The 19,459-nt window shown below is 61.1% G+C and carries 11 protein-coding genes; 2 read left to right on the top strand and 9 right to left on the bottom strand.

The window, feature by feature from the left end:
- Window positions 1-46: 46 nt before the first annotated feature.
- A complete protein-coding gene (locus tag HDE79_RS09630; RefSeq protein WP_255488378.1) occupies window positions 47-1,651 on the bottom strand; it encodes an alpha,alpha-trehalase in 1,605 nt (534 codons plus the stop codon).
- A gap of 235 nt (window positions 1,652-1,886) precedes the next feature.
- Between HDE79_RS09630 and HDE79_RS09625 the strand changes: the two genes are divergently transcribed.
- A complete protein-coding gene (locus tag HDE79_RS09625) occupies window positions 1,887-3,092 on the top strand; it encodes an FAD-dependent oxidoreductase (protein ID WP_184601759.1) in 1,206 nt (401 codons plus the stop codon).
- Between the two features lie 163 nt (window positions 3,093-3,255).
- On the opposite strand, the gene HDE79_RS09620 is transcribed toward HDE79_RS09625, so the two are convergent.
- Entirely contained in the window at window positions 3,256-4,599 is a 1,344-nt protein-coding gene (locus HDE79_RS09620; RefSeq protein ID WP_221440110.1) for a M48 family metallopeptidase, read from the bottom strand.
- A 262-nt stretch (window positions 4,600-4,861) separates the two neighbouring features.
- Here HDE79_RS09620 and HDE79_RS09615 point away from each other — a divergent pair, with 262 nt between their 5' ends.
- On the top strand, window positions 4,862-5,605 hold the full coding sequence (locus HDE79_RS09615; protein WP_184601758.1) for a DUF1223 domain-containing protein: 744 nt from the start codon (window positions 4,862-4,864) through the stop codon (window positions 5,603-5,605).
- Here the strand turns inward: HDE79_RS09615 and HDE79_RS09610 are convergent.
- The 7 genes from HDE79_RS09610 to HDE79_RS09580 all read right to left on the bottom strand — a co-directional run bounded on the left by HDE79_RS09610 (window position 5,602) and on the right by HDE79_RS09580 (window position 18,986).
- On the bottom strand, window positions 5,602-5,754 hold the full coding sequence (locus HDE79_RS09610) for a hypothetical protein (RefSeq protein ID WP_184601757.1): 153 nt from the start codon (window positions 5,752-5,754) through the stop codon (window positions 5,602-5,604). The genes HDE79_RS09615 and HDE79_RS09610 overlap by 4 nt on opposite strands.
- Before the next feature lie 7 nt (window positions 5,755-5,761).
- Window positions 5,762-6,730, bottom strand: a complete 969-nt coding sequence (locus HDE79_RS09605; protein WP_184601756.1) for a 2-dehydro-3-deoxygalactonokinase — start codon at window positions 6,728-6,730, stop codon at window positions 5,762-5,764.
- Entirely contained in the window at window positions 6,727-9,630 is a 2,904-nt protein-coding gene (locus HDE79_RS09600; RefSeq protein ID WP_184601755.1) for a TIM-barrel domain-containing protein, read from the bottom strand. Before HDE79_RS09600 ends, HDE79_RS09605 begins: the two co-directional genes overlap by 4 nt.
- Before the next feature lie 3 nt (window positions 9,631-9,633).
- Window positions 9,634-12,168 (bottom strand): glycoside hydrolase family 3 C-terminal domain-containing protein, encoded by a 2,535-nt coding sequence (locus tag HDE79_RS09595; protein ID WP_184601754.1) that lies wholly within the window; start codon window positions 12,166-12,168, stop codon window positions 9,634-9,636.
- Between the two features lie 12 nt (window positions 12,169-12,180).
- Complete coding sequence (locus HDE79_RS09590) at window positions 12,181-13,794, bottom strand: DUF5597 domain-containing protein (RefSeq protein WP_184601753.1); 1,614 nt, start codon at window positions 13,792-13,794, stop codon at window positions 12,181-12,183.
- Complete coding sequence (locus tag HDE79_RS09585; RefSeq protein ID WP_184601752.1) at window positions 13,791-16,127, bottom strand: cellulase; 2,337 nt, start codon at window positions 16,125-16,127, stop codon at window positions 13,791-13,793. Before HDE79_RS09585 ends, HDE79_RS09590 begins: the two co-directional genes overlap by 4 nt.
- Before the next feature lie 72 nt (window positions 16,128-16,199).
- Window positions 16,200-18,986 (bottom strand): TonB-dependent receptor, encoded by a 2,787-nt coding sequence (locus HDE79_RS09580; protein ID WP_221440109.1) that lies wholly within the window; start codon window positions 18,984-18,986, stop codon window positions 16,200-16,202.
- Between the last annotated feature and the right edge of the window lie 473 nt (window positions 18,987-19,459).

Raw genomic sequence — 19,459 nt, 5'->3', positions numbered from 1 at the left:
CAGACATCTCGACGACGCCAGGCTGGTCGCATGGCGCCGCCCTCCTTCAATGCTCGGAGGGCGCTTCGTTCAACAACTGCTGCAGCTTCAGGTACACGCCGTTGCTCCAGCCGAATCCGATGACATTGTCCTTGTAGCCTGCGCTGATTTTTACGTCGGCGTTGCCGCTGACCATGTTGTATTTCTCGCGGATGGTGCCGTCGTCGGCGAGGCTGCGATCGATGGTGCCGGTAAACTCGCGGGCAATGCGGCGCGCATCGTCGTGAAAGCCATAGGCATCGAGGCCGGCAATGGCGAGCCAGTTGGTTGGCGCCCAGCCGAACGGCGCATCCCACTGCGCGCCGCTGTTCCGGTCGCTCATCTGCAGGCCACCCTTGCGCTCGAAGATGCCCAGGTTTCCTCGTAGTGCCTTTGCCTGCAGCTGCGAGGCCACACCGGCCCAGAGCGGATAATAGGTCGAGACAAAGTGGTAGTCCGATGGCTTGCCGGTAACCACGTCGTAATCCATGTACATGCCCTTGTCGGCGCGCCACAGGTATTTGTCGATCGCCGCTTTACGGACAACGGCCGCCGCAGTCCAGCGTTTTGCGTCGACATCGTTTCCGAGCTGCGCAGCGAAATCATGCAGGTCGCGCTCGTAGCGATACAGCAGGCTGTTGAGATCGACGGTGGCGTACTGATGGGTGGAGCCGCCGAACGGGCCGACGCGGAAGGTGGTGTCGAAACCCGACTCGCGCATCGCACGATCGCCGAGGTAGTAGTCAGCACTGAGGCGATAACCGTTGGCCCACGCACCAGCGCACACCTTGGATGCACGCACATCGCAGCTGGTGACTTTCAGACGCGTTGCTTCCGCATCGTCAGGATGCTCGGAGGCTTTGACGAGATAGCCGGGATCATCCGATGGATGCGCGATCAGCCAGGCGATCACGCCGCGCAGGTAGTCGCTGTCCTGCATCTCGAGCACAGGTGTCGGGCCGCCGTAGTCGTAATAGCGGGCCAGGCCGGTATCGCCGGCAAGATGCTCCTTGCGTGTCCAGGTCGAGTAGTCGCGCACCGCCAATGGATACGCGTGCGCCAGCCAGGCGCGCGCTTCGGCCTTGTCCTTGAAGCTCGCCGGATCATCCAGCACCGCGCGAATCATCGCGCCGAGGAATGGCGGCTGCGAGCGCGTGAGATAGTAGGTGCGGTTGGCATTGAGTACCGCACCGTAGTGCTGCACCTCGAACAGCGCGTTGTCGACCATGCCGCGTGCCATCGCCTCGCGATGATCGGCGATCAGGCCAAGCACGATGAAGTAGCTGTCCCAGCCGTACATCTCGTTGAAAAAGCCACCAGGCACGACATAGGGGTGCGGCAGATAGAGCAGACCCTGTTTGGAGAGTACCGCGGGCGAAAAGTCACCCAGCTTGCCAATCACCTGCGGTAACACGCGCACATCGACGTTGCAGTGTTTCACTACGCCGGCGAGTCCAGGCGACGATGGCATATCTGCAGGCAGATACAGCACCGAATGCGTGGTCACCTTGCTGTCGCGCAACGCCGAACAATCGTCCATCGCACGTGTGAGCGTGTCCCAGGCGTGGTCGATATAGACGCGCGTTTTCTGCGGATCGAGCTGTGCTGCCGATGCATTGGTAACGAGCAGCATCGCGGCAAAGGCCAGTGCATACCGGAACAGTGTTCTCATGGGCGGCAACTCGGTGTTGAACGAATGCGTTGAAGCACAATCGGGGCAGTATGACGGTGGTTGCCTCAAGGTGTCGCGTCACATCGGTGCCAGACGAAGGCTTTGATTTCGCCAGAACGATCAGCTAAGAAGAGTCGGCGCGATGCATTCTGCAGAAGCGGCGGCTGGTTTTTTAATCACATTCGGGGATCGATCCATGCAACGACGGCAATTTCTGCGCAACGCCGGTGCAACGCTGGCGGTGGCGTCAACGGCAGGACTGGTGGCCTGCGCGCGGCAGCCCCTGGCCCCCACATCGAAAGCGGGAACCCTCGTTTCGCCACCGATCGCGGGTACGCCGGGCATGGTCGAACTGGCACCGATCCGGGCGCAGACCGACCGGATCACCGGCGTGTACGTTTGCACGCGCCCGTTCCGCGCCGCCGGGCCGCGCATCGAAACGCAAAGGTTGGGCGAGAAAACCATCGTGCACAACTACGGGCACGGCGGCAGCGGCTGGTCGCTGTCGTGGGGATCGAGCACGCTGGCCCTGCGTATGGCACAGGACACCGGCGTACACAAACTCGGCGTCATCGGTTGCGGCGCACTCGGCCTTACCTCGGCATTACTGGCCCAGCGTGCCGGCATGTCGGTGTGCATCTACGCCAAGGCACTGCCACCGGACGTTTACTCGATGCGTGCTTCCGGACTGTGGACGCCCGACTCGCGCATCTGCGACGCCCAACACGCACCGGATTTTGGCGCACGCTGGGAAACGATGGCGCGCACGTCTTACGGCATGTATCAAACCTTGCTGGGTTTGCCCGGCCGACCAATCGAATGGATCGACGGTTACTCGCTATCGGATACGCCATTCAATCAGCCGCAGCCGCCGGAGGTATCCGACGAGCCGGACTACGGCGAGTTCCGCGATCGCGTGCGCGATCTCACACCGCGCACAATCGACATGCCTGCCGGAAGCCATCCGTTTCACCAGCCGTACGTGCATCGCTATACAACCATGATGTTCAACATCAGCACCTATGCACGCATGCTGATGACCGACTTCCTGACCGCCGGTGGCAAGATCGAGGTGCGCGAGTTCGACCATCCGCACGATCTGCTGAAATTGCCCGAGCGAACGCTGATCAATGCCACCGGCTATGGCGCCAGGGCCTTGTTCAATGACAACTCGATCATTCCCGTGCGCGGACAGACGGCACGGCTGATTCCGCAGCCCGAGGTCACTTATGGCATAAGCAGCGAACACATCAGCATGGTGCCGCGCAGCGATGGCCTGCTGGTGCAGGCGTTTGGCGATACCGGCAACTTCAACAATAGCGACGTAACACCGAATCGCGCGGTGTCGGAAGCTGCGGTGCTGCAGCTGGCGAGCCTGGTCTCGCGCACACACAAAAGCTGAAGGCCCTTGATTCAAGCACGCCGCGCCCGATCACTTGTCGATCGCGGGCACCAAAGCCGCTATTTTCTCACCCTGCTGAACTACGGCAGCAGCAGCAGCGCTGCCGAACAAGAAGGCGAAGTCGTAACAGCAGGCAGACCGCCTGACTCGGTCGCCCTGTACCTCAGCGCGAAGTCACCGGTGTGATGACGTGCAAAGCACGAATATCCGCATCGTCCAGATGCTCGGCCTTCCAGACCATCGCCCGGTGGATACGGTTCCAGCCGCTGGGATGGTCGAAGAACACGAATTCCTCGATCGGGCCGGGGTGCATCTTTCGATATTCGGACAACTGCACGGCCGCTTCGGCAAACCCATCCGGCTGACGCGCGGCATTGATGCCAAATGCATCGGCTTCCGCCTCGGCACTGCGGGTGATCGTGTTGGTCACCGGCGTCAGCACGAAAACGAAAATCGTGAACAGCGCCGCGAACAGCGGCAAGCCGGCCACATCACCCGGGTCGCGTATGTCCCAGCCTGTACCCCAGCGGCGCATGACCCAGCCAAAGCTCCAGTACACGAACGCAAAGCCGATCACGATGATGACGGCAAAAAACACGAGACCCTTATAAACATGGTTGAGCACGTAATGGCCCATTTCGTGGCCGAGCACGGCCTTGATCTCCGCCGGCGTACTGCGGTTCATCAGGTTGTCGTTGAGACTGATACGGGTGGTCCCGAACATGCCGCTGACATTGGCACTGATGCGCTTGCTTTGCTTCGACGCATCGAACTCGTAGACGTTGGTGGCTGGAATGCCGTTGGCGCGGGCCATCGACAGAATCTGTGATTTGAGCTGGCTATCCGGCAACGATGTGTAGGTGTTGAACACGGGCGCGATGTACACCGGCGCGATGGTGCCGACAAACATCATGAACACGATGGCCACCAGTGAACCCCAAAGCCACCATGTACGCGTTGCCTTGCGGATCACCGCGTAAATGATCACCAGCGCCACCGTACCGAGAATCAGCGCCACGATCAGACCCTTCACCTGATCGCCAGACCACTGCGCGAAATCCTGGGTAGACAGGCCGTACTTGTGTTCACGCACATAGTCTTCGTAGATATTCCATGGCAGCGTCAGCAGGCTCGTCAGCACGATGTACTGGATCGCATAGATGGCCGTCTGCAGCCAGCGAAAGCGCGTAATGCGCTCGGCCAGGTTGCGCATGCGCACCGATAACTGCGTACCCAGCAGCAACCAAGCCACGCCCAACGCCCACAGGCAGTCCCACAGCACCAGCCAGTAGCCGCCCTCAAAATACGCATCGGAATTCGCCCGCGCCTCCGGCGATAGCTGCGACATGTAGCTGTTGGTAGCCGCGTCGACATCGAAATGCGGCGAGGTGGCAAGCGTTGACGTTGTTGCGGTTACCGGCGTGCTGTCAGCGGCCGGTGCCGCAAAGACCGAAGTGACACCGAATACCAGGACAACTGCCAACAGTATCGCTAGAAAAGATTTCATGGACGACTCCCCGCGCCTGAAGTCTCACGAACGTACTGGAAGCGCTCGAAGTGTGCCAGCGCTACCGCGGCTTGGGCTGCCTGACAGCTAATGCGGCATTGACTGGACTTGCTGCCGTGAGGGAATCTCAACGCTGGCGTAAGACCAAGGGCGTCAGCTTTAGCACTACGAAAGGTAACTTTCCCCGTGCACCGACGAAGAACAAAGGTAACGACACGCATCACTGCACTCATCCCATCCGCCGTGTCGGCTGGAGTCCGCCATGAACACATTCATTCAATTACCCGCCAAACTTCTGCTCGGCGTGTTTGCGCTGATTGCCTTCAGCGAAATCGGCTACGCGCAGGATCATCCCGCGGCCGCGCCGCTTGTGGTGGTTGAACTATTCCAGAGCCAGGGCTGCTCGTCGTGCCCTCCGGCCGAGGCCAACCTCAACGCCATCGCGGGGCAAGCGAACATTCTCGCGCTATCGTTTGCTGTCACTTATTGGGACAACCTCGGCTGGAAAGACACCTTCGCCAGCGAAGCGTTTACCGACCGGCAATACGACTACTCGCACTACCAGAAACAGAATGGTGTCTACACGCCGCAGGTCGTGGTGGATGGAGAGCAAGATCTCGTCGGCACGGACCGCGTACAACTCAATCAGGTCATCGCACAGGCGCATACGCAAGGACCTTCCCTGTCATGGGAGAACGGCCAACTGCGGGTGGGTTCCGGCAAGCCTGCTGCACCGGCTGATGTCTGGCTGGTGCGTTACGACCCGCGCACGATCAACGTCGCTATTCGCGCCGGTGAAAACGGCGGTCGCACTCTTCCCCATCGCAACGTGGTGCGCGAACTCGTCAACCTCGGCACGTGGGATGGAAGCCCCAAGACGTTCAACATCCCGGCAGCGAAATCGACCGACCTCTCCACCGCCGCACTGGTGCAGATCAAGGCCGGCGGCGCAATTCTTGGCGCCTCGAAGGACACCGGCGTGACAAAGGGCCCTGTTTCTCGCTAGATGCCGTTGAGCAAATTGAGGAAAGTGGCAACCACAATCTTGCCGACGACGAGTTGGATGAAGTCGTTATGGCAAACCGCACCCGGCTGCAGGTTGGTGGCCTTGTACGGGGTCAGCCCACGCAGGGTGGCGATGATTGTTGCAGCCATGACCCGATCATGGCATTGCTCGATTGACACGTGATTGGGGGAGTGACGCCGAGGTCAGACCGGCGACGCGAGCAATCTGCCACAGGCCCAGCGCAGCGGCGCCTTGCGGAGGCAATGCCATGCCCAGCTCGAAGCAGGTGGCGGCAACGGCATAGCGTCGACACAGTGGTGCATTGCCGATCAGTTGCAGCGGTGTGGCGCTATCGATACGGCCGGCCGCCAGCGCGCTGCGCAGTTCCTCGCCGATCAGCAGGCCGGACAAATAGTCGGGCACCGCCTGCGTATCGAGCTGACCTGCAAGCACCAGCGCACGTGCGGAGAACAACCGGCTCAACGCACCCGCCGCGCCACTGTCGCGAGCAGTTACTGCGCCACGCAGGAACGCCTCATGATCGACAGGGGGATCCTCGTCGCCAAGGCCGATACCGAGAATCGTGTGATGTCGCAACGCCGCGTATAGCTCACCGGTCATTGCCGTGGCGAAATCCACCACGCGTCCATCACGTACATTGACCCACTTGCTATGGGTACCTGGCAGCAGGAGGGCTGAGCGCGCGGCCAGCACGGGTTGCAGCGCGAGTGCGCCGAAGATCTCGGTTTCCTCACCGCGCATCACATCGGCCGCCACCGTATTGCGCAAGCCCGGTACCAGGTGCACGCGCCGACCGCTGGCGCTGTCGACGTGGCTCAACGCGCGAGCCACCGCAGTGAGGCCGGATGGCAGATCGACGTACGGCACTTCGCGCCAGCCGCCACGACTGCCAACCATGCCCGAGGCGAGTACCGGACCATCCGGCCAGCCCGCCACCACGTCATCCAGTGCCGCATCGAAACCGCCATCGGGCAGATGGCGGATACCCCAGTGGCGGGCGCGCATGTCAAGCACGCTCCCGTCTTCGTCCAGCAGATACGCGCGCAGGCTGATGGCACCCCAGTCGAGACCGATCAGCTGTGGATGTGGCGTACTTCCGTTCATTGCGCTTGCTCGTCCTTGTGCACAGTGATCGCTTCACCGCTGTAGTCGATACTTTGTACGGCCGGCGCGTCGAAGTCCACCGCCATCGGCGTGGGGCCAGAGATCCAGCGGATGTTGAAGCGGCGCTGTGCCGGCATGCCGGGATAACTACCCTCGCGCTTGCCGATGCTGAGCATCCCGCTGGCCTCGTCGTAGCTCAGTGGAATGCGCGAGTGCGCACCGCGCTCGTAGTCGTAGGTTGTGCCCTGATCTTCGTACAGCGAGAACGTGCCGTTGGCACCCGTGTAGACGATCAGCGTGATTGGCGCATCCGGCTTCTCGTTGGTGTACTGGATCGCCGGACCCATCGGCACAATGGCGCCTGCACGCACAAACAGCGGCATGCGCTCCAGCGGCGCGTCAGCCTTGATCGTGCTGCCGCCCTCGTAACGTTTGCCGCTGTAGAAGTCGTACCAGCTGTTGCCGGTCGGCAGGTAGACATCGCGGCTGCGGGCCTCGTAGGTGGTGACCGGCGCGACCAGGAAGGCCGGCCCGAACATGTACTCGTCATCGATGTCGCGAACCTTGACGTCGCCCGGAAAATCCATCACCAGGCCACGCATGATAGTGCTGTCGTCGAAATACGTGCCCGCCGCCAGGGTGTAGATGTACGGCATCAGGCGATAACGCAGCTTGTCGTACCAGGCCAGCGCGTCATAGACGTCCGAGCCGACCGGTGCGAGGTTGTAGATTTCCCGATTCACACCCTGGCCATGCGAACGGAACAACGGCATGAAGGCACCGAACTGGAACCAGCGCAGGTTGATCTCGCGCCACTCCTTCAGATCCTTCGCGTCCGGTTTCTCATAGCGCGTCTCCAGCGCATAACCTCCGATGTCGGTAGTCCAGTTGGGAATGCCCGACAACGAAAAGTTGATGCCGGCCGAGATCTGGTCGTGCAGATTGCTCCAGCGCGCCACCACGTCACCACTCCAGCCCGCTGCCGCATTGCGCTGCAGCCCGGCGAAGGTCGAACGCGTGAGGATGAACACGCGCTTGTCCGGATACGACTCGCGACTGCCCTGGTAGGCACCCATCGTGGTCATCAACGGATAGGAGTTGAAGAACGCCGCACCCGGGCCCTGGGCCGTCGGACCCATGCGCAACTTGCGCTCGTCGATGTCGAGGTTGGATTCGATATCCGGCTCGGTGGCATCCATCCACCAGGCATCGACACCGAGGTCGCCGAGATTCTCGCGGATCTGCCGCCAGTAGATCTGGCGTCCCTCGGCCGAATACGGATCGTAGAACGAGCTGAGGTAACCCGGACCGACCCAATCCTTTGCACCGACTTCGACGTTGCGGCGGTACATATGCCCCTTGGCGTCGAGCTCCTTGTAGTTCGCGGTGGTCGGGTAGAACTTCGGCCACACCGAGATCATCAGGTTCGCATGCTCGCCATGCACCGTGTCGATCATGCCCTTGGGATCGGGGAAGCGCGCCTTGTCGAACTGATGCGAACCCCAGCTGTCGTCCTTCCAGTAGCGCCAGTCCTGCACGATGTTGTCCAGCGGCAGCTGCAGTTCACGGTAGCGCTTCACCACGCCGAGCAGTTGCTCCTGTGTCTCATAGTGATCGCGGCTCTGCCAGAAGCCGTAAGCCCAGCGCGGCAACATCACCGACTTGCCGGTGACATCACGATAGCCCGCGATGACCTCGTCCAGATTCCTGCCGTCGATGAAGTAATAGTCGACCGCATGACCCAGCTCGGAGGACAGCGACAGCTCGTTCTGCTCGGCCACCGGCGGCGGATCCTGATGATCGAGCGCGATGTAACCCGACTGCGGTGTCCACTCGATGCGGATCGCATGTTTCTCGCCGGGTTTCAGCTGCACGAAGAAATCGCGATACCACGGGTTCCAGCTCTGCCGCCAGTCGTCCAGCACCAGCTTGTCGTCGACATACAACTTGAAGTAGCCGCTGACGTACAGGCGAAATTTGTGCAGGCCGGCCACATCGGATGCCAGCGAACCCTTCCACTCCACCGTCTGGCCCGGACCACCAGTGATGCCCTTGGCATCGGTGAGCTGGACCGGCCAATTCTTCAGATCCTTGATGTACTGGTAGTTGATCTCCGACTCGACACGACTGAGCTTGAGCTTGCCGTCGACGTAGTAGTCCGCAGAGAGACCGCCAGGCTTGCCATCGGCATCGAACAGCTTGAGCTGCTTGTCGATCATTTGATACGGACGCGGATCGCCGAAGCGGGTGATCGAATTGTTGTCCCACAGCAAACCATAGTTGCGGCTGGACACCACGAACGGAATGCCCATGTCCATGTTGTGCTGGGCCAACTCAACGTCCTTGCTCTTGTAGTTCATCGTGCCCTGCTGATGCTGACCAAGGCCATAGAACGCCTCGTCGTCGGGCGAGGCGAACTGCTGGCGCACGGCGTAGAACGACTTGTCCTGCACGGTGACCGGCGTGAACGTGCGACCGTTCGGCTGCTCGGCCAGAATCAGCTGGCCGTCCTTGTCGAGAAACTGCACGGCACCCGTGGCGGTCGCCACGTCGGCGGTGATCTGTTTGGTTTTCAGGCGCACGTGGCCGACATCGCTGCTGACAGTAAATTGCTTGTCACCGCCGTTCTTCACTGCCATCAGGCTCGCCGGCAGGTCGAAGCCGCCACCCGGGATCGCGGTGACGTGGATGATCTTTTCACCGACCACCTCGAGGCGAATCTGCTTTGCCGCACCGCCGACGTCGACAATCACGCCGTCGGCGATCTGCTGGAATGTCGCTGGCGCCACATTGGCGTCATGCGGTATCGCGGCCTGCGTCGAACCGATGTTGCTGCTGCAGGCGGATACCAGCGCGATGACGAGGAATCCGGCCAGCATGTTCATGGGAATGCGATGCATGGTTCAGTCTCCAATCGCCAGATCCGCTGACAGCGGTGTGTTGTTCGAGGCGTCGCCCACGTAGACCTTGAAACGGCCTGGATCGACCTGCCATGCATGTCGCTTGACGTCGTAGTAGGCAAACGAGCGGCGATCCAGCGTGAGCGTGACGTGCTCGGTCTGGCCTGGCTGCAAACGTACCTTGTGGAATGCCTTCAGCTCACGCGCCGGCCGCGCCACCTTCGCCGACGGATCGCCCACGTAGACCTGCGCCACTTCGGCACCGGCGCGCTGGCCGGTATTGGTCACGTCGAACGACACGCTCACCGTGCCATCGGCTTTCGCCTGCACCGGCGATAGCCTCAGATGGCCGAACGCGAACGTGGTGTAGGAAAGCCCATAGCCGAAGGCAAACAACGGCTGTGCCTTGTCCGGATAAGAGGTGTACCAGCGATAGCCGAGGAACACGCCCTCACCGTATTTCACCGTGGGGTTGGTGCCCGCGGAGTGCGGCGGTGCATCGTAGAAATCGTGGGTGGGATTGTCCTTCCACTCGCGACCGAAGCTGATCGGCAGTTTGCCTTCCGGCGTGTGCGCACCGAACAACACCTCGGCGATCGCGCGACCGCCCTCCTGCCCGGGATACCAGCTCTGCAGCAGCACCGGCACTTTGGCCAGCCAGCCGTCGGTGGCATAGGCATCGCCGGAGTTCACCGTCACCACGGTCTTCTTGTTGACCTCGGCCACCGCATCAATCAGCGCCTCCTGGCCCCACGGCAACTGGAACGTGCGATCGAATGCTTCACTCTCGGAGGTAGGGTCGAAGCCGACGGCGACTACGGCGGCATCCGCCATCGCCGCCATTTTCTTCGCGTCCGGCGAGATCAGATCATCCAGTGCGATCACGCCCATGCCCATGCGGCTGTAGCTCACGTCGGGCTTGTAGTCGAGGCGGATGGTTACCGGCTTGCCTGCGACCAGATCGAGCGTGGCGTACAGCGGCGCCTGACCCTCGCGCTGCGGCTGTTCGATCACGTTCTTGCCATTCACGAACAACTGATAAGTATCCAGGCTGGCGGCGGCCGTAAGGAACAGGTATTTGCCGCTATGCGTGGGCACGAACTGTCCGCTCCAGCGGATGCTCTGACGCTCGGTCGCCGCCGTCGTCCACAGCTCCGGCTTCCACTGGTCGACATGCTCGTCCATGACAGTCGCGCTGGGCTTGCCCTGGAAATCGTCATTGGCGAAGGTCTGCTGCTGCAGGCCCTTGCCGCCATCGGGGCTGACAAAGCTCGACTGCTTGAACACCTCGTCAGGCGACGGCAGGCCACGGCTGTACAGCACGCGTACCTTGTCGCCGAGCTGATGGGTGATGCCACTGAGTACGCTCTGCGCTTCGAACGTATCGACGTGCGAACTGCCGCCGGCACTGGAGATCGCGGGGAAGGCATTGGGACCGATCACGGCGATGGTCTTCAACTTGTCCACATCGAGCGGCAACACGTTGTGCTCGTTCTTCAGCAGCACCAACCCCTCACGCGCGGACTGCAGCGCCACCGCATCGTTGTCGAGGTTGAACAGCGGCTGTGACAGATCTTTCTGTGGTCGATCGAGGAAGCCGAAACGCGCTGCTGTGCGCAGGATGCGGCGCACCTTGTCGTTCAATACGTCCTGCGACAGCTTGCCGTCCTTCAGCTGCGGCAGCAGGAGTTGTGACGTCATCGCCTCGGCCGATGGCATCTCAAGGTCAAGGCCGGCGTTGAACGCCTTGATGCCGTCGTGCGTCGCCTGCCAGTCGGACATGAAGATGCCCTTGAAGCCCCATTCCTGCTTCAGGATGTCGTGGCTGATCGTGCGGTTCTCACTGAGGTGCTCGCCGTTGATCAGGTTGTAGCTGCTCATTACTGCGCCGACGTGCGCGTCCTTCACCGCCATCTCGAACGCCGGCAGGTAAATCTCGCGCAGCGTGCGCTCGTCGATGAGGGTGTCCAGGTGGCGGCGATCGTATTCGGAATTGTTGGCCGCGAAATGCTTGATCGTGGCAACCACGCCCTGGCTCTGGATGCCATCGATGAAGCCGACCGCCATGCTGCCGGCGAGAAACGGATCCTCGCTGTAGTACTCCATGTTGCGGCCGTTCTGCGGGGCACGATGGATGTTCGCGCCTGGACCGAGAAGGAAGTGCACGCCACGGGCACGCGCATCGCGGCCCATCGCCTCGCCCACCTGTTGTGCCAACTGCGGATCCCACGACGCAGCCAGACCGGCGCCCGCCATGTAGGCGGTGGATGGACCTACCGAGCGCACACCGAACGGGCCGTCGGACATCTGCAGCCGCGGCAGGCCGGCTGCCGGCTCGGCACGGGTATACATATTGTCGACACCGCCGATCAAGTCGACCTTCTGCGCCAGCGTCAACTTGCCGAGCATCGCATCGACGCGTTGTTCAATGGCGGGCGAATCCGCAACCGGGCCCGCGGAAACGGGCGTGTCGGCATGCACGGCGCAACCGACGCCGAGGCAAACCAGCAAGGCGAAGGACAGAGATTTGATAGGCATGCGCTACATCCTTTAATACGTGGCCAGCTTGACCCGCAGGATCTGCGGCTGGCCGGTGAAGTTGAGTCCGTAGTCGGTCTGATCGCCGTTCCACTCGCGAATGAAGTGCCACTGCCCGTTTTCGTAGCGGCCCTCTTCGACCCGCTCGAACAGGAAGCGCAACCCATCGCGGCCCTTGGCCGGCATGAAGTCGACCCGCGCGTGATAGCCGGTCACCAGGTATTCGTTCTTGCCCAGCTGGGCGATCAGCACGCCGCCCAGTTTTTCCTCGTTGCCCTTGGGCGGATCCATGCCGAATTGCGGCTGGCCATAACCGATGTGCACGCGCCAGTCGCCCATGTCCAACGTCTGCTCATGGGTCTCATCCGGCTCGGCCGCGCCCCACACTTTGCCTTCGAAACTGAGCTCGGCGATGACGCCCCCCAGCGGCGCCAGCAACGCGTAGTTGGTGGCGAACGGCTTGATCGTATCCTCGTCAATTCTCTTCGCGCCCAGCGGCCAGTTCGAATACCTGGTGTAGTCCATGCCGAAGGGTGAGAAGCCAATTCCCTGCTGGCCGAGCGCGGCGAATACATAGCGTGCAAACGCCACGTCGTTGCCGGTTTCACCCACAAACAGCGGATTGTCCGCACGGTGGTAGCGATCGAGTACGGCGATGTATTTGGCGTACTCCCGCTTGTAGATATCCGGCGCGATCAGGTCCAGCGATGGTGCCGCCGCACGCCAGATGCCGAGCACGTTGTCAGTCGGACCACCGCTGGAATAGCCGCCCGGCGGGCCCGGTTCGAACGGGTCGCGCAGCGCGGCATTCGCATACATCGGCAGGTTGTAGACCGCGCGGCCGGCAGATGCTACCTCGTTGATGTAGTGCGCAATCGCCCAGGCAAACGAATACTCCGCCGCGTCCTTGCCGAACACCTGGTTCCAGCTCCCGGTCGGTTTGCCAGTCTTCTTCAGCACCGCCGCCGGCACCGGTGATTGCAGCAATTTGTCACCCGCCGCTGAGTAGTCGCGGTCGGTGCCGTAGGTACCGGACTCGTTCTCCACCTGCATCATGATCACCGTATGGCGATCGCCATCGATTATGCGCAGATGCGTCATCAGCGCCACGAACGCGGTGCGATCGGCATCCAGCGTGGCGGTGCCGAACGGTGACAGCGAGTTGAGCGTCGAGCCGTCTTTCTTTATCACGCGCGGGTAGCGCTGGTTGTCCAGCTTCACCCACGCCGGCGCGTAATTCGGCCCGTTGTTCTTCCAGCTGGCAAACCACAGCAATACCAGCCGCACGTTGTGCTCGCGTGCCTGCGCGACCAGCGTGTCGAGGAAGCTGAAATCGAACTGACCCTGCTTCGGTTCGATCTGATCCCACGCGATCGGCACCTGCATTGTATTGGCATGCAGCGCCTCGATCGTTGGCCACACCTGCGGCAGCACCTCCGGCCAGGCGCTGGAGTTGTTCACCTGCGCGCCGAGGATCAGATAGGGCTTGCCGTCGACCTGCAACTGGTAGCGACCATCCTTACGCAGCACTTGCGGCATAGCCACCGCTGCGGCCGCAGTACCGACAATCAAGAGGCTCAGTGCCAGCAACGTACTGGCGATTGCTTTTACCGGTTTCCGCTTCATCGCATTCCCCTTGATGGCGTCATGTTCTTTTCCCCATTTCGTACCGGCGCTGCCGTGGCGTGCATGCCCCTGCTTGTAGCCGGATCACCGCGGAAAATGCCGCGGCCACCGGTGGCGAAATAGATCCGCCCAAACACGCGCGGATCGCCGGTGACGTAACCGATTTCGCCGTACTGGTGCGCGTCATCGTTGATGCGCAGCCAATGTTTCCCGCTGTCGATCGAGCGAAACAGCCCGCTCTTGCCACCGATTTTTCCAGCGAGAAACAGAGTCGACTCGCTGTGCCCCGGGGCGGCCTTGCCAAACCCCAGCGAAACGGCACTGTCGATCGTGCGGCTCCGCCATGACACGCTGCCGTCATCGCGACCACGCACCACACCTGCGCGGACACTGGTCACATACAACTGGCCGGCATGCTCAGGCACGGCGTATACCGCCGCATCGGCAGGCCTGCGCGATGCCTGATAATCCTGCTGCGCGATGGTGTCGAGCTGGCCGCCGATCGGCGAGAAGTGCGCGCCACCATCACGGCTCACGAACAGTGCCCCACGAGTGATGTCCTGTGCGTAGAAACGCTTCGGATCGACCCGGTCGGCCAGCACGCGCGCCGTCTTGGGCAAACCGCTGGCAGCCGTCCAATGCCTGCCCCAGTCAGCCGTGACATAGCCATGGCCGGCATCCAGCGGGAACCACAAGGCGCTGCGGCCATCCGCAGCAAGGGCGATCGTGCCTTCACCCTGCCCGCCTGGCTCGCTGGCGAATGCCTGCCAACTCTTCGCTCCATCCAGTGAATACGCCGCACGCACGGTATCGACCGGCCCGCGGATACGGCCGGTACGTGCCACTACCAGCGGTGCCCGTCCCGCCACATCGATGCTGTTGCCGTTCGCATAACGCGGCGGCATGGCAAACTGCAGCGGCGCGACATCGAGATCGTCATGGCGAAAGCCGTCCAGATCGCCAACCACGCTGAGCAGATGCGCGCCTTGCAACGGACTAGCCAAACCGAGCGGCACGGTCTCCTCCAGGTTGGTGTCCTGGAACCACCAGCTCACCACGCTGCCTTGATCGAATGCACGCATGTTGCGCGAGGCCCACACGCCATAGCCGGTGACGAACATCACGTGATCCGGATCGAACGGATCGATCGCGATGTCGCTCATCCAGTGCGGATGATGGTCGCTGGTCCACACCGCATTGGAATGATCGAACGACGAGCGCGGAAACACCGTTGCCCAATGCATGCCGCCATCGGTGCTGCGGTAGATCTCGTCATACGGCGTGTAATGGCAGAACGTGGTGGCCATCAGGGTGTGCGGGTCGTGCGCATCCACCGCGATGTCGCCCCAGCCGAAGCCGCTCGGCTTGTCGTTGCGCGGTAGTGGCGTGATGTCGGTCCAGCGATTGTCGGCCGGCATGAATTTCCACACCGCGCCATCATGCATGCTGTCCGGTCCCGGCTCATCGCCATAGGTCAGGTAGTAGCTGTCATCGGTGCCACGGATCATGTGGTTCGGACGCAAACCGGTCGGCTGTCCGGGTACCGCGCTCCAGCTCACACCACCATCAGTGGAACGGAACAGACTGGTCTCCCGGGTGGAAACACCCGCGTACAGTACCGGCGTCGGCTGGTTCGCCTGGCCGCTGGCCGGATCGAATACCACGAACACGATGCCGATCGACTGCCGCCGCCAGCTGTTTTCTGCGCTTGCCGACGACGCAGTGGCCATGGCGGGAAAGCTGTCGATGCGCGACCAGCTCGCCGCGTTGTCGGTGCTGCGCCACAGGCCCGCCGTGCGTGAACCCAGGAAAAGAATGTGACCATCGTGCGGATCGACCGCCAGGCGTTCGCCATTACCGCGACCTAGCTCATTGCCACCGAGCTTGAACGGAAGATCGACCCGCTGGAATGTGTTGCCGCGATCGTGCGAACGCAGGATCGCCGCGTTGCCTGCGTGGTCGGTGGTATAGGTACCGGCGGCCAGATAGACCCAACCGGTGTCGCGCGGATCCAGCGCGATGCTGTCGATGCCGCCGAGATTGACATCGTCGGCCGTCAGCCAGTCGGTCAACGGAATCCACCGTTTTGTCCCGTCATCCCAGCGATACGCGCCACCGACATCGGTGCGCGCGTAGTACAGGCCTTGCTCCGCCGGATGAAACACCAGTCCGCTGACATAGCCTCCTCCCCCGATACTCACGCTGCGCCACGTGTACGGCACGATCTGCGCACTTGCCCTGCATGCTGCGAGCAGGCCATAGGCAAGCAGGCAAGTAGGCAGCAGATAGCTTCGGACAAGGCGGGCAATGGGGATTTGCTCAGGCTGGCTCATCAACTCGTCAACATTGGTAGACCGGCAACCCGCGAGGGAACGGGTTGCCGGTTGTCAGCACGTCGGTGTGAATCAGAAATCCAGCTGAGCCTTCAAGCTGAACATGCGGTCGTTGATCTGGACGTCACGTGGAAGCGTATCGAGGCCGAAGTTCGTACCACGCTTGGTATTGGTCAGATTCACCGCGGCGGCCGTCAACGAGAAATCCTTGGTGACGTGATAGGTCACCGACGCATCAACCTGACCAAACGCCTTGTCGTAGATCGGCAGGCTGCCGGTACCGTTGCCCTGAGTGGTTTCTACCCACTGGCTGCGCCAGTTGTAGGCAATACGCGCCGAGACCGGTCCCTTTTCGTACATCAGGATCAAGTTGTAGCTGTTCTTTGACAGGCCTTCGAGTGGAACCAGCAGCGGATTGCCCGACGTATCGTAGGCATCCGGACTCGGAGCCTTGCTGTAGACGTAGGTGTAGTTGGCCTGCATGCCCAGCCCATTGAACGGTGCCGGCAGGAAATCGAAGAAGGTCTGGTAACCCACTTCGGCACCCTTGATCACACCGTTCTTGCCGTTTTCCAGGCTGCTGATGGCGTAATCGTGGACGACTCCGAATTGATCTATTTCAGGTTTTTCGAGCGTGACCGTTTGCACGAAGCCGTTCACACTCTTGTAGAACAAGGCGCCCGACAGAAGCTGTGACGGTGACAAATACCATTCCAGCGACGTGTCGAACTGATTCGCCGTCATCGGCTTCAGGTACGGGTTGCCGCCTGCCGTGCCGGTGTAGGCGTTGACGCCAGTGGTGGCATCGGGCGTGCTCAGCTGCAGCATCGGATTGAGCTGATCGAAGGTCGGCCGTGACAAACCCTTCGATGCCGCGAAACGCCATTGCAGCTTGTCGGTCAGATGAAAGGTGACATTGAGGCTGGGCAGGAACGAGTTGTAGGAATTGTTGACGTCCAGCGGCAAAGTCTCGCCCAACGAGTTCAACAGTGCGCCGTTTGAGCTGACATTGGTGCGTACGGCACGAAGACCGACGTTGCCATCGTAGGGGATGGAACCGAGTTGACTGCCGAAGGTCACCAGGCCATAGCCACCATAGGTCTTCTGACCCTGATTGTTGATGCCGGTAGCGGGATAGCTGAGCGGCGTGGTTTCGCCGAACATCGCCAGCGAGTTGACGTAGTCAAACAGCAAGGCCGGATTTGGCGTGATGGTGGAACCAAACGTATTGGCATTGCCGTGGAAGAAGTCGGAATACGTCTTGATCACCCACGACGACGCAGGGAAATTGGAAAGCGGCTGACCGATGTAGACGAAGCGATAGCCTGAATCTTCGGTTTCCGCGGTGCGGTCAGTGGTGCGCACGCCGAACTTGATTGACTGGAAAAAGTTGCCTCCCAGCGTGTACTCGCCATCGGCTCGCCATGCGAATTCACGTCCGGTGGCGTTGGTCTTGTCATCCAGCAGATAGCCGAACGTATTGTTGGCCGGGTTGGTCGTATAGGCTGTGTCCACTTTCAGTACCGGCAGGCCGCCACTGATGTCCTGGTACAAATACGGCGTCGTGGTGCTTGTATTGAGGATGTAGCGGAACGTGGTGGTCGACGCATCGATGAACTGGAAATCGGTCTTCAACGAGAGATTGTTGGTCACATTCCATGAAGCACCCCACGTGTAGTCCGTGGTGATCGAGTGCCGTGTGGTCAGGCTGCTGTTGGAGGCAACGGGAATCCCGGCTGTGGTCGCCCCGTTCGGATCAGGATTGCCTTCGGTATCAAGGCTACCCGTAGCGTCGAAGGTGCCACTGAGAAAGTTGCCGCTGGGACCGAATGAATACGGCTTGGTCGTATCCAGCACGATCGGGGTAGTGCCGGTATAGGCGAAATACGAGTAATCGTTCCACTGGAAGTGGTAGTCCGAGCGCACCGCCTGCGCATGCAGCTCCACGTCGCTGTTGGGCCGCCACTGCAGCGCAACATCGCTACCCATGCGACGACGTTCGCCAACGGTCTCCCCGACGCCACCGCCATGGGGGACTTCGAGCGTCTGGCCGGTATAGTTGGGATAGTTTGCATAGGCACCGCCCGAGCCAGCCTGCACGGCGTAGAAAGGCTCGGTTGAAATCACGTCCTGGCGGAACGCATGTTTCTGATAGGCCAGATCCACCAGGATGCCGAACTCACCGGCACTGGTCTTCCATCGATTGCTGTAAAGCACCGATGCTGACGGTTTACCCTTCTTTGCCAGGTCAGCGTAGTCATACTCGGAGCTGACCGCGAATTTCTGACCCGTGAAATCGAACGGCATATGCGTACGCAGATCGACCGTGCCGCCGAGGCCACCTTCAATCATTTCCGCCGATGGATTCTTGTACACGTCGATGCCCGCCAGCAGCTCGGATGGCACATCCTCGAAACTCAACGTGTCACCGCCGTTGGCAGTGAAGCTGTCGCCGCCATTGAGTTCGGTGCGCACCTGGGTCAGACCGCGGATCGCGATGCTGCTGCCCTCACCATAGTTTCGATCGATCTGGACACCGGAAATGCGCTGCAGCGCCTCGGCGACATTGTTGTCAGGAAGTTTGCCGATATCTTCGGCAACAATCGAGTCGACGATCTGATCCGCGCCCTGCTTGATCGAGATGGCGGATGCCATGCTCGCACGTACGCCGGTGACGGTGACTGCCGTGAGATCGGTGGCATCCTGTTTTTTTCCAGGCTTGGCCCCAGCCTTCTCAGCGGGCGTTTCTGGTTTGGCCTTCTGGACCGTGCCGGTGCTACTGGCATCGGATGTCTCCGCTTGCTGTGCCCATGCCTGAGCCGGCATGTAGAGCATCGCCATGCTCATCGCGATAGCCATTGAAAGACAGCTTCGACGCGGACGCGTAGGCGTGGATTGCCGGACATTATTGCTGAATCGATCGCTCACTCGGATACCCCTCCCCATGGTTGTTTGCTGGCCGCAGGAGCGACGCTCGCTGGCCAGCTCATCGACGATGGCTCAGGCCGCAGTGGCATTCCCCGGATGACCTTGCCCGACGCACCGTCTGTTTCGGTTTGAAACACGCCATACGGTCTAAACGGTGCGTGACGCAACGCATGCTGCGGTCGCAAGAACGTGGGCGCAATAACAAAATTGCTCAGTCCGGCTCACGTTTCTTCTTTTGCACTTGCCGCAAAATTTTGCACTTTTCACAAAGAAAACAGCGGAACAAGCCTTGTGTCGACCGAAGACATCGCTCGACACAACAGGAGGAATTCAGTCGCGATGCTCTCGCCTTTTCGGCTTCGACAACCCCAACAGCTTCACGGCTGAAGCCGCTCCCACGGACA

The sequence above is a fragment of the Rhodanobacter sp. MP1X3 genome, assembly GCF_014207165.1.
Taxonomy (GTDB): domain Bacteria; phylum Pseudomonadota; class Gammaproteobacteria; order Xanthomonadales; family Rhodanobacteraceae; genus Rhodanobacter.
Note: the sequence above shows the minus strand (reverse complement) of the source record. Positions and strands in the feature narration are given on the sequence as shown.

Excerpts from the sequence above, each read along its gene's own strand:
- HDE79_RS09615 (WP_184601758.1), top strand. The coding sequence starts at position 4,862 with ATGAACACATTCATTCAATTACCCGCCAAACTTCTGCTCGGCGTGTTT.
- HDE79_RS09595 (WP_184601754.1), bottom strand. The coding sequence starts at position 12,168 with ATGCCTATCAAATCTCTGTCCTTCGCCTTGCTGGTTTGCCTCGGCGTC.
- HDE79_RS09610 (WP_184601757.1), bottom strand. The coding sequence starts at position 5,754 with ATGGCTGCAACAATCATCGCCACCCTGCGTGGGCTGACCCCGTACAAG.
- HDE79_RS09630 (WP_255488378.1), bottom strand. The coding sequence starts at position 1,651 with ATGCTGCTCGTTACCAATGCATCGGCAGCACAGCTCGATCCGCAGAAA.
- HDE79_RS09580 (WP_221440109.1), bottom strand. The coding sequence starts at position 18,986 with ATGGCTATCGCGATGAGCATGGCGATGCTCTACATGCCGGCTCAGGCA.
- HDE79_RS09600 (WP_184601755.1), bottom strand. The coding sequence starts at position 9,630 with ATGCATCGCATTCCCATGAACATGCTGGCCGGATTCCTCGTCATCGCG.
- HDE79_RS09585 (WP_184601752.1), bottom strand. The coding sequence starts at position 16,127 with ATGAGCCAGCCTGAGCAAATCCCCATTGCCCGCCTTGTCCGAAGCTAT.
- HDE79_RS09605 (WP_184601756.1), bottom strand. The coding sequence starts at position 6,730 with ATGAACGGAAGTACGCCACATCCACAGCTGATCGGTCTCGACTGGGGT.
- HDE79_RS09625 (WP_184601759.1), top strand. The coding sequence starts at position 1,887 with ATGCAACGACGGCAATTTCTGCGCAACGCCGGTGCAACGCTGGCGGTG.
- HDE79_RS09620 (WP_221440110.1), bottom strand. The coding sequence starts at position 4,599 with ATGAAATCTTTTCTAGCGATACTGTTGGCAGTTGTCCTGGTATTCGGT.
- HDE79_RS09590 (WP_184601753.1), bottom strand. The coding sequence starts at position 13,794 with ATGAAGCGGAAACCGGTAAAAGCAATCGCCAGTACGTTGCTGGCACTG.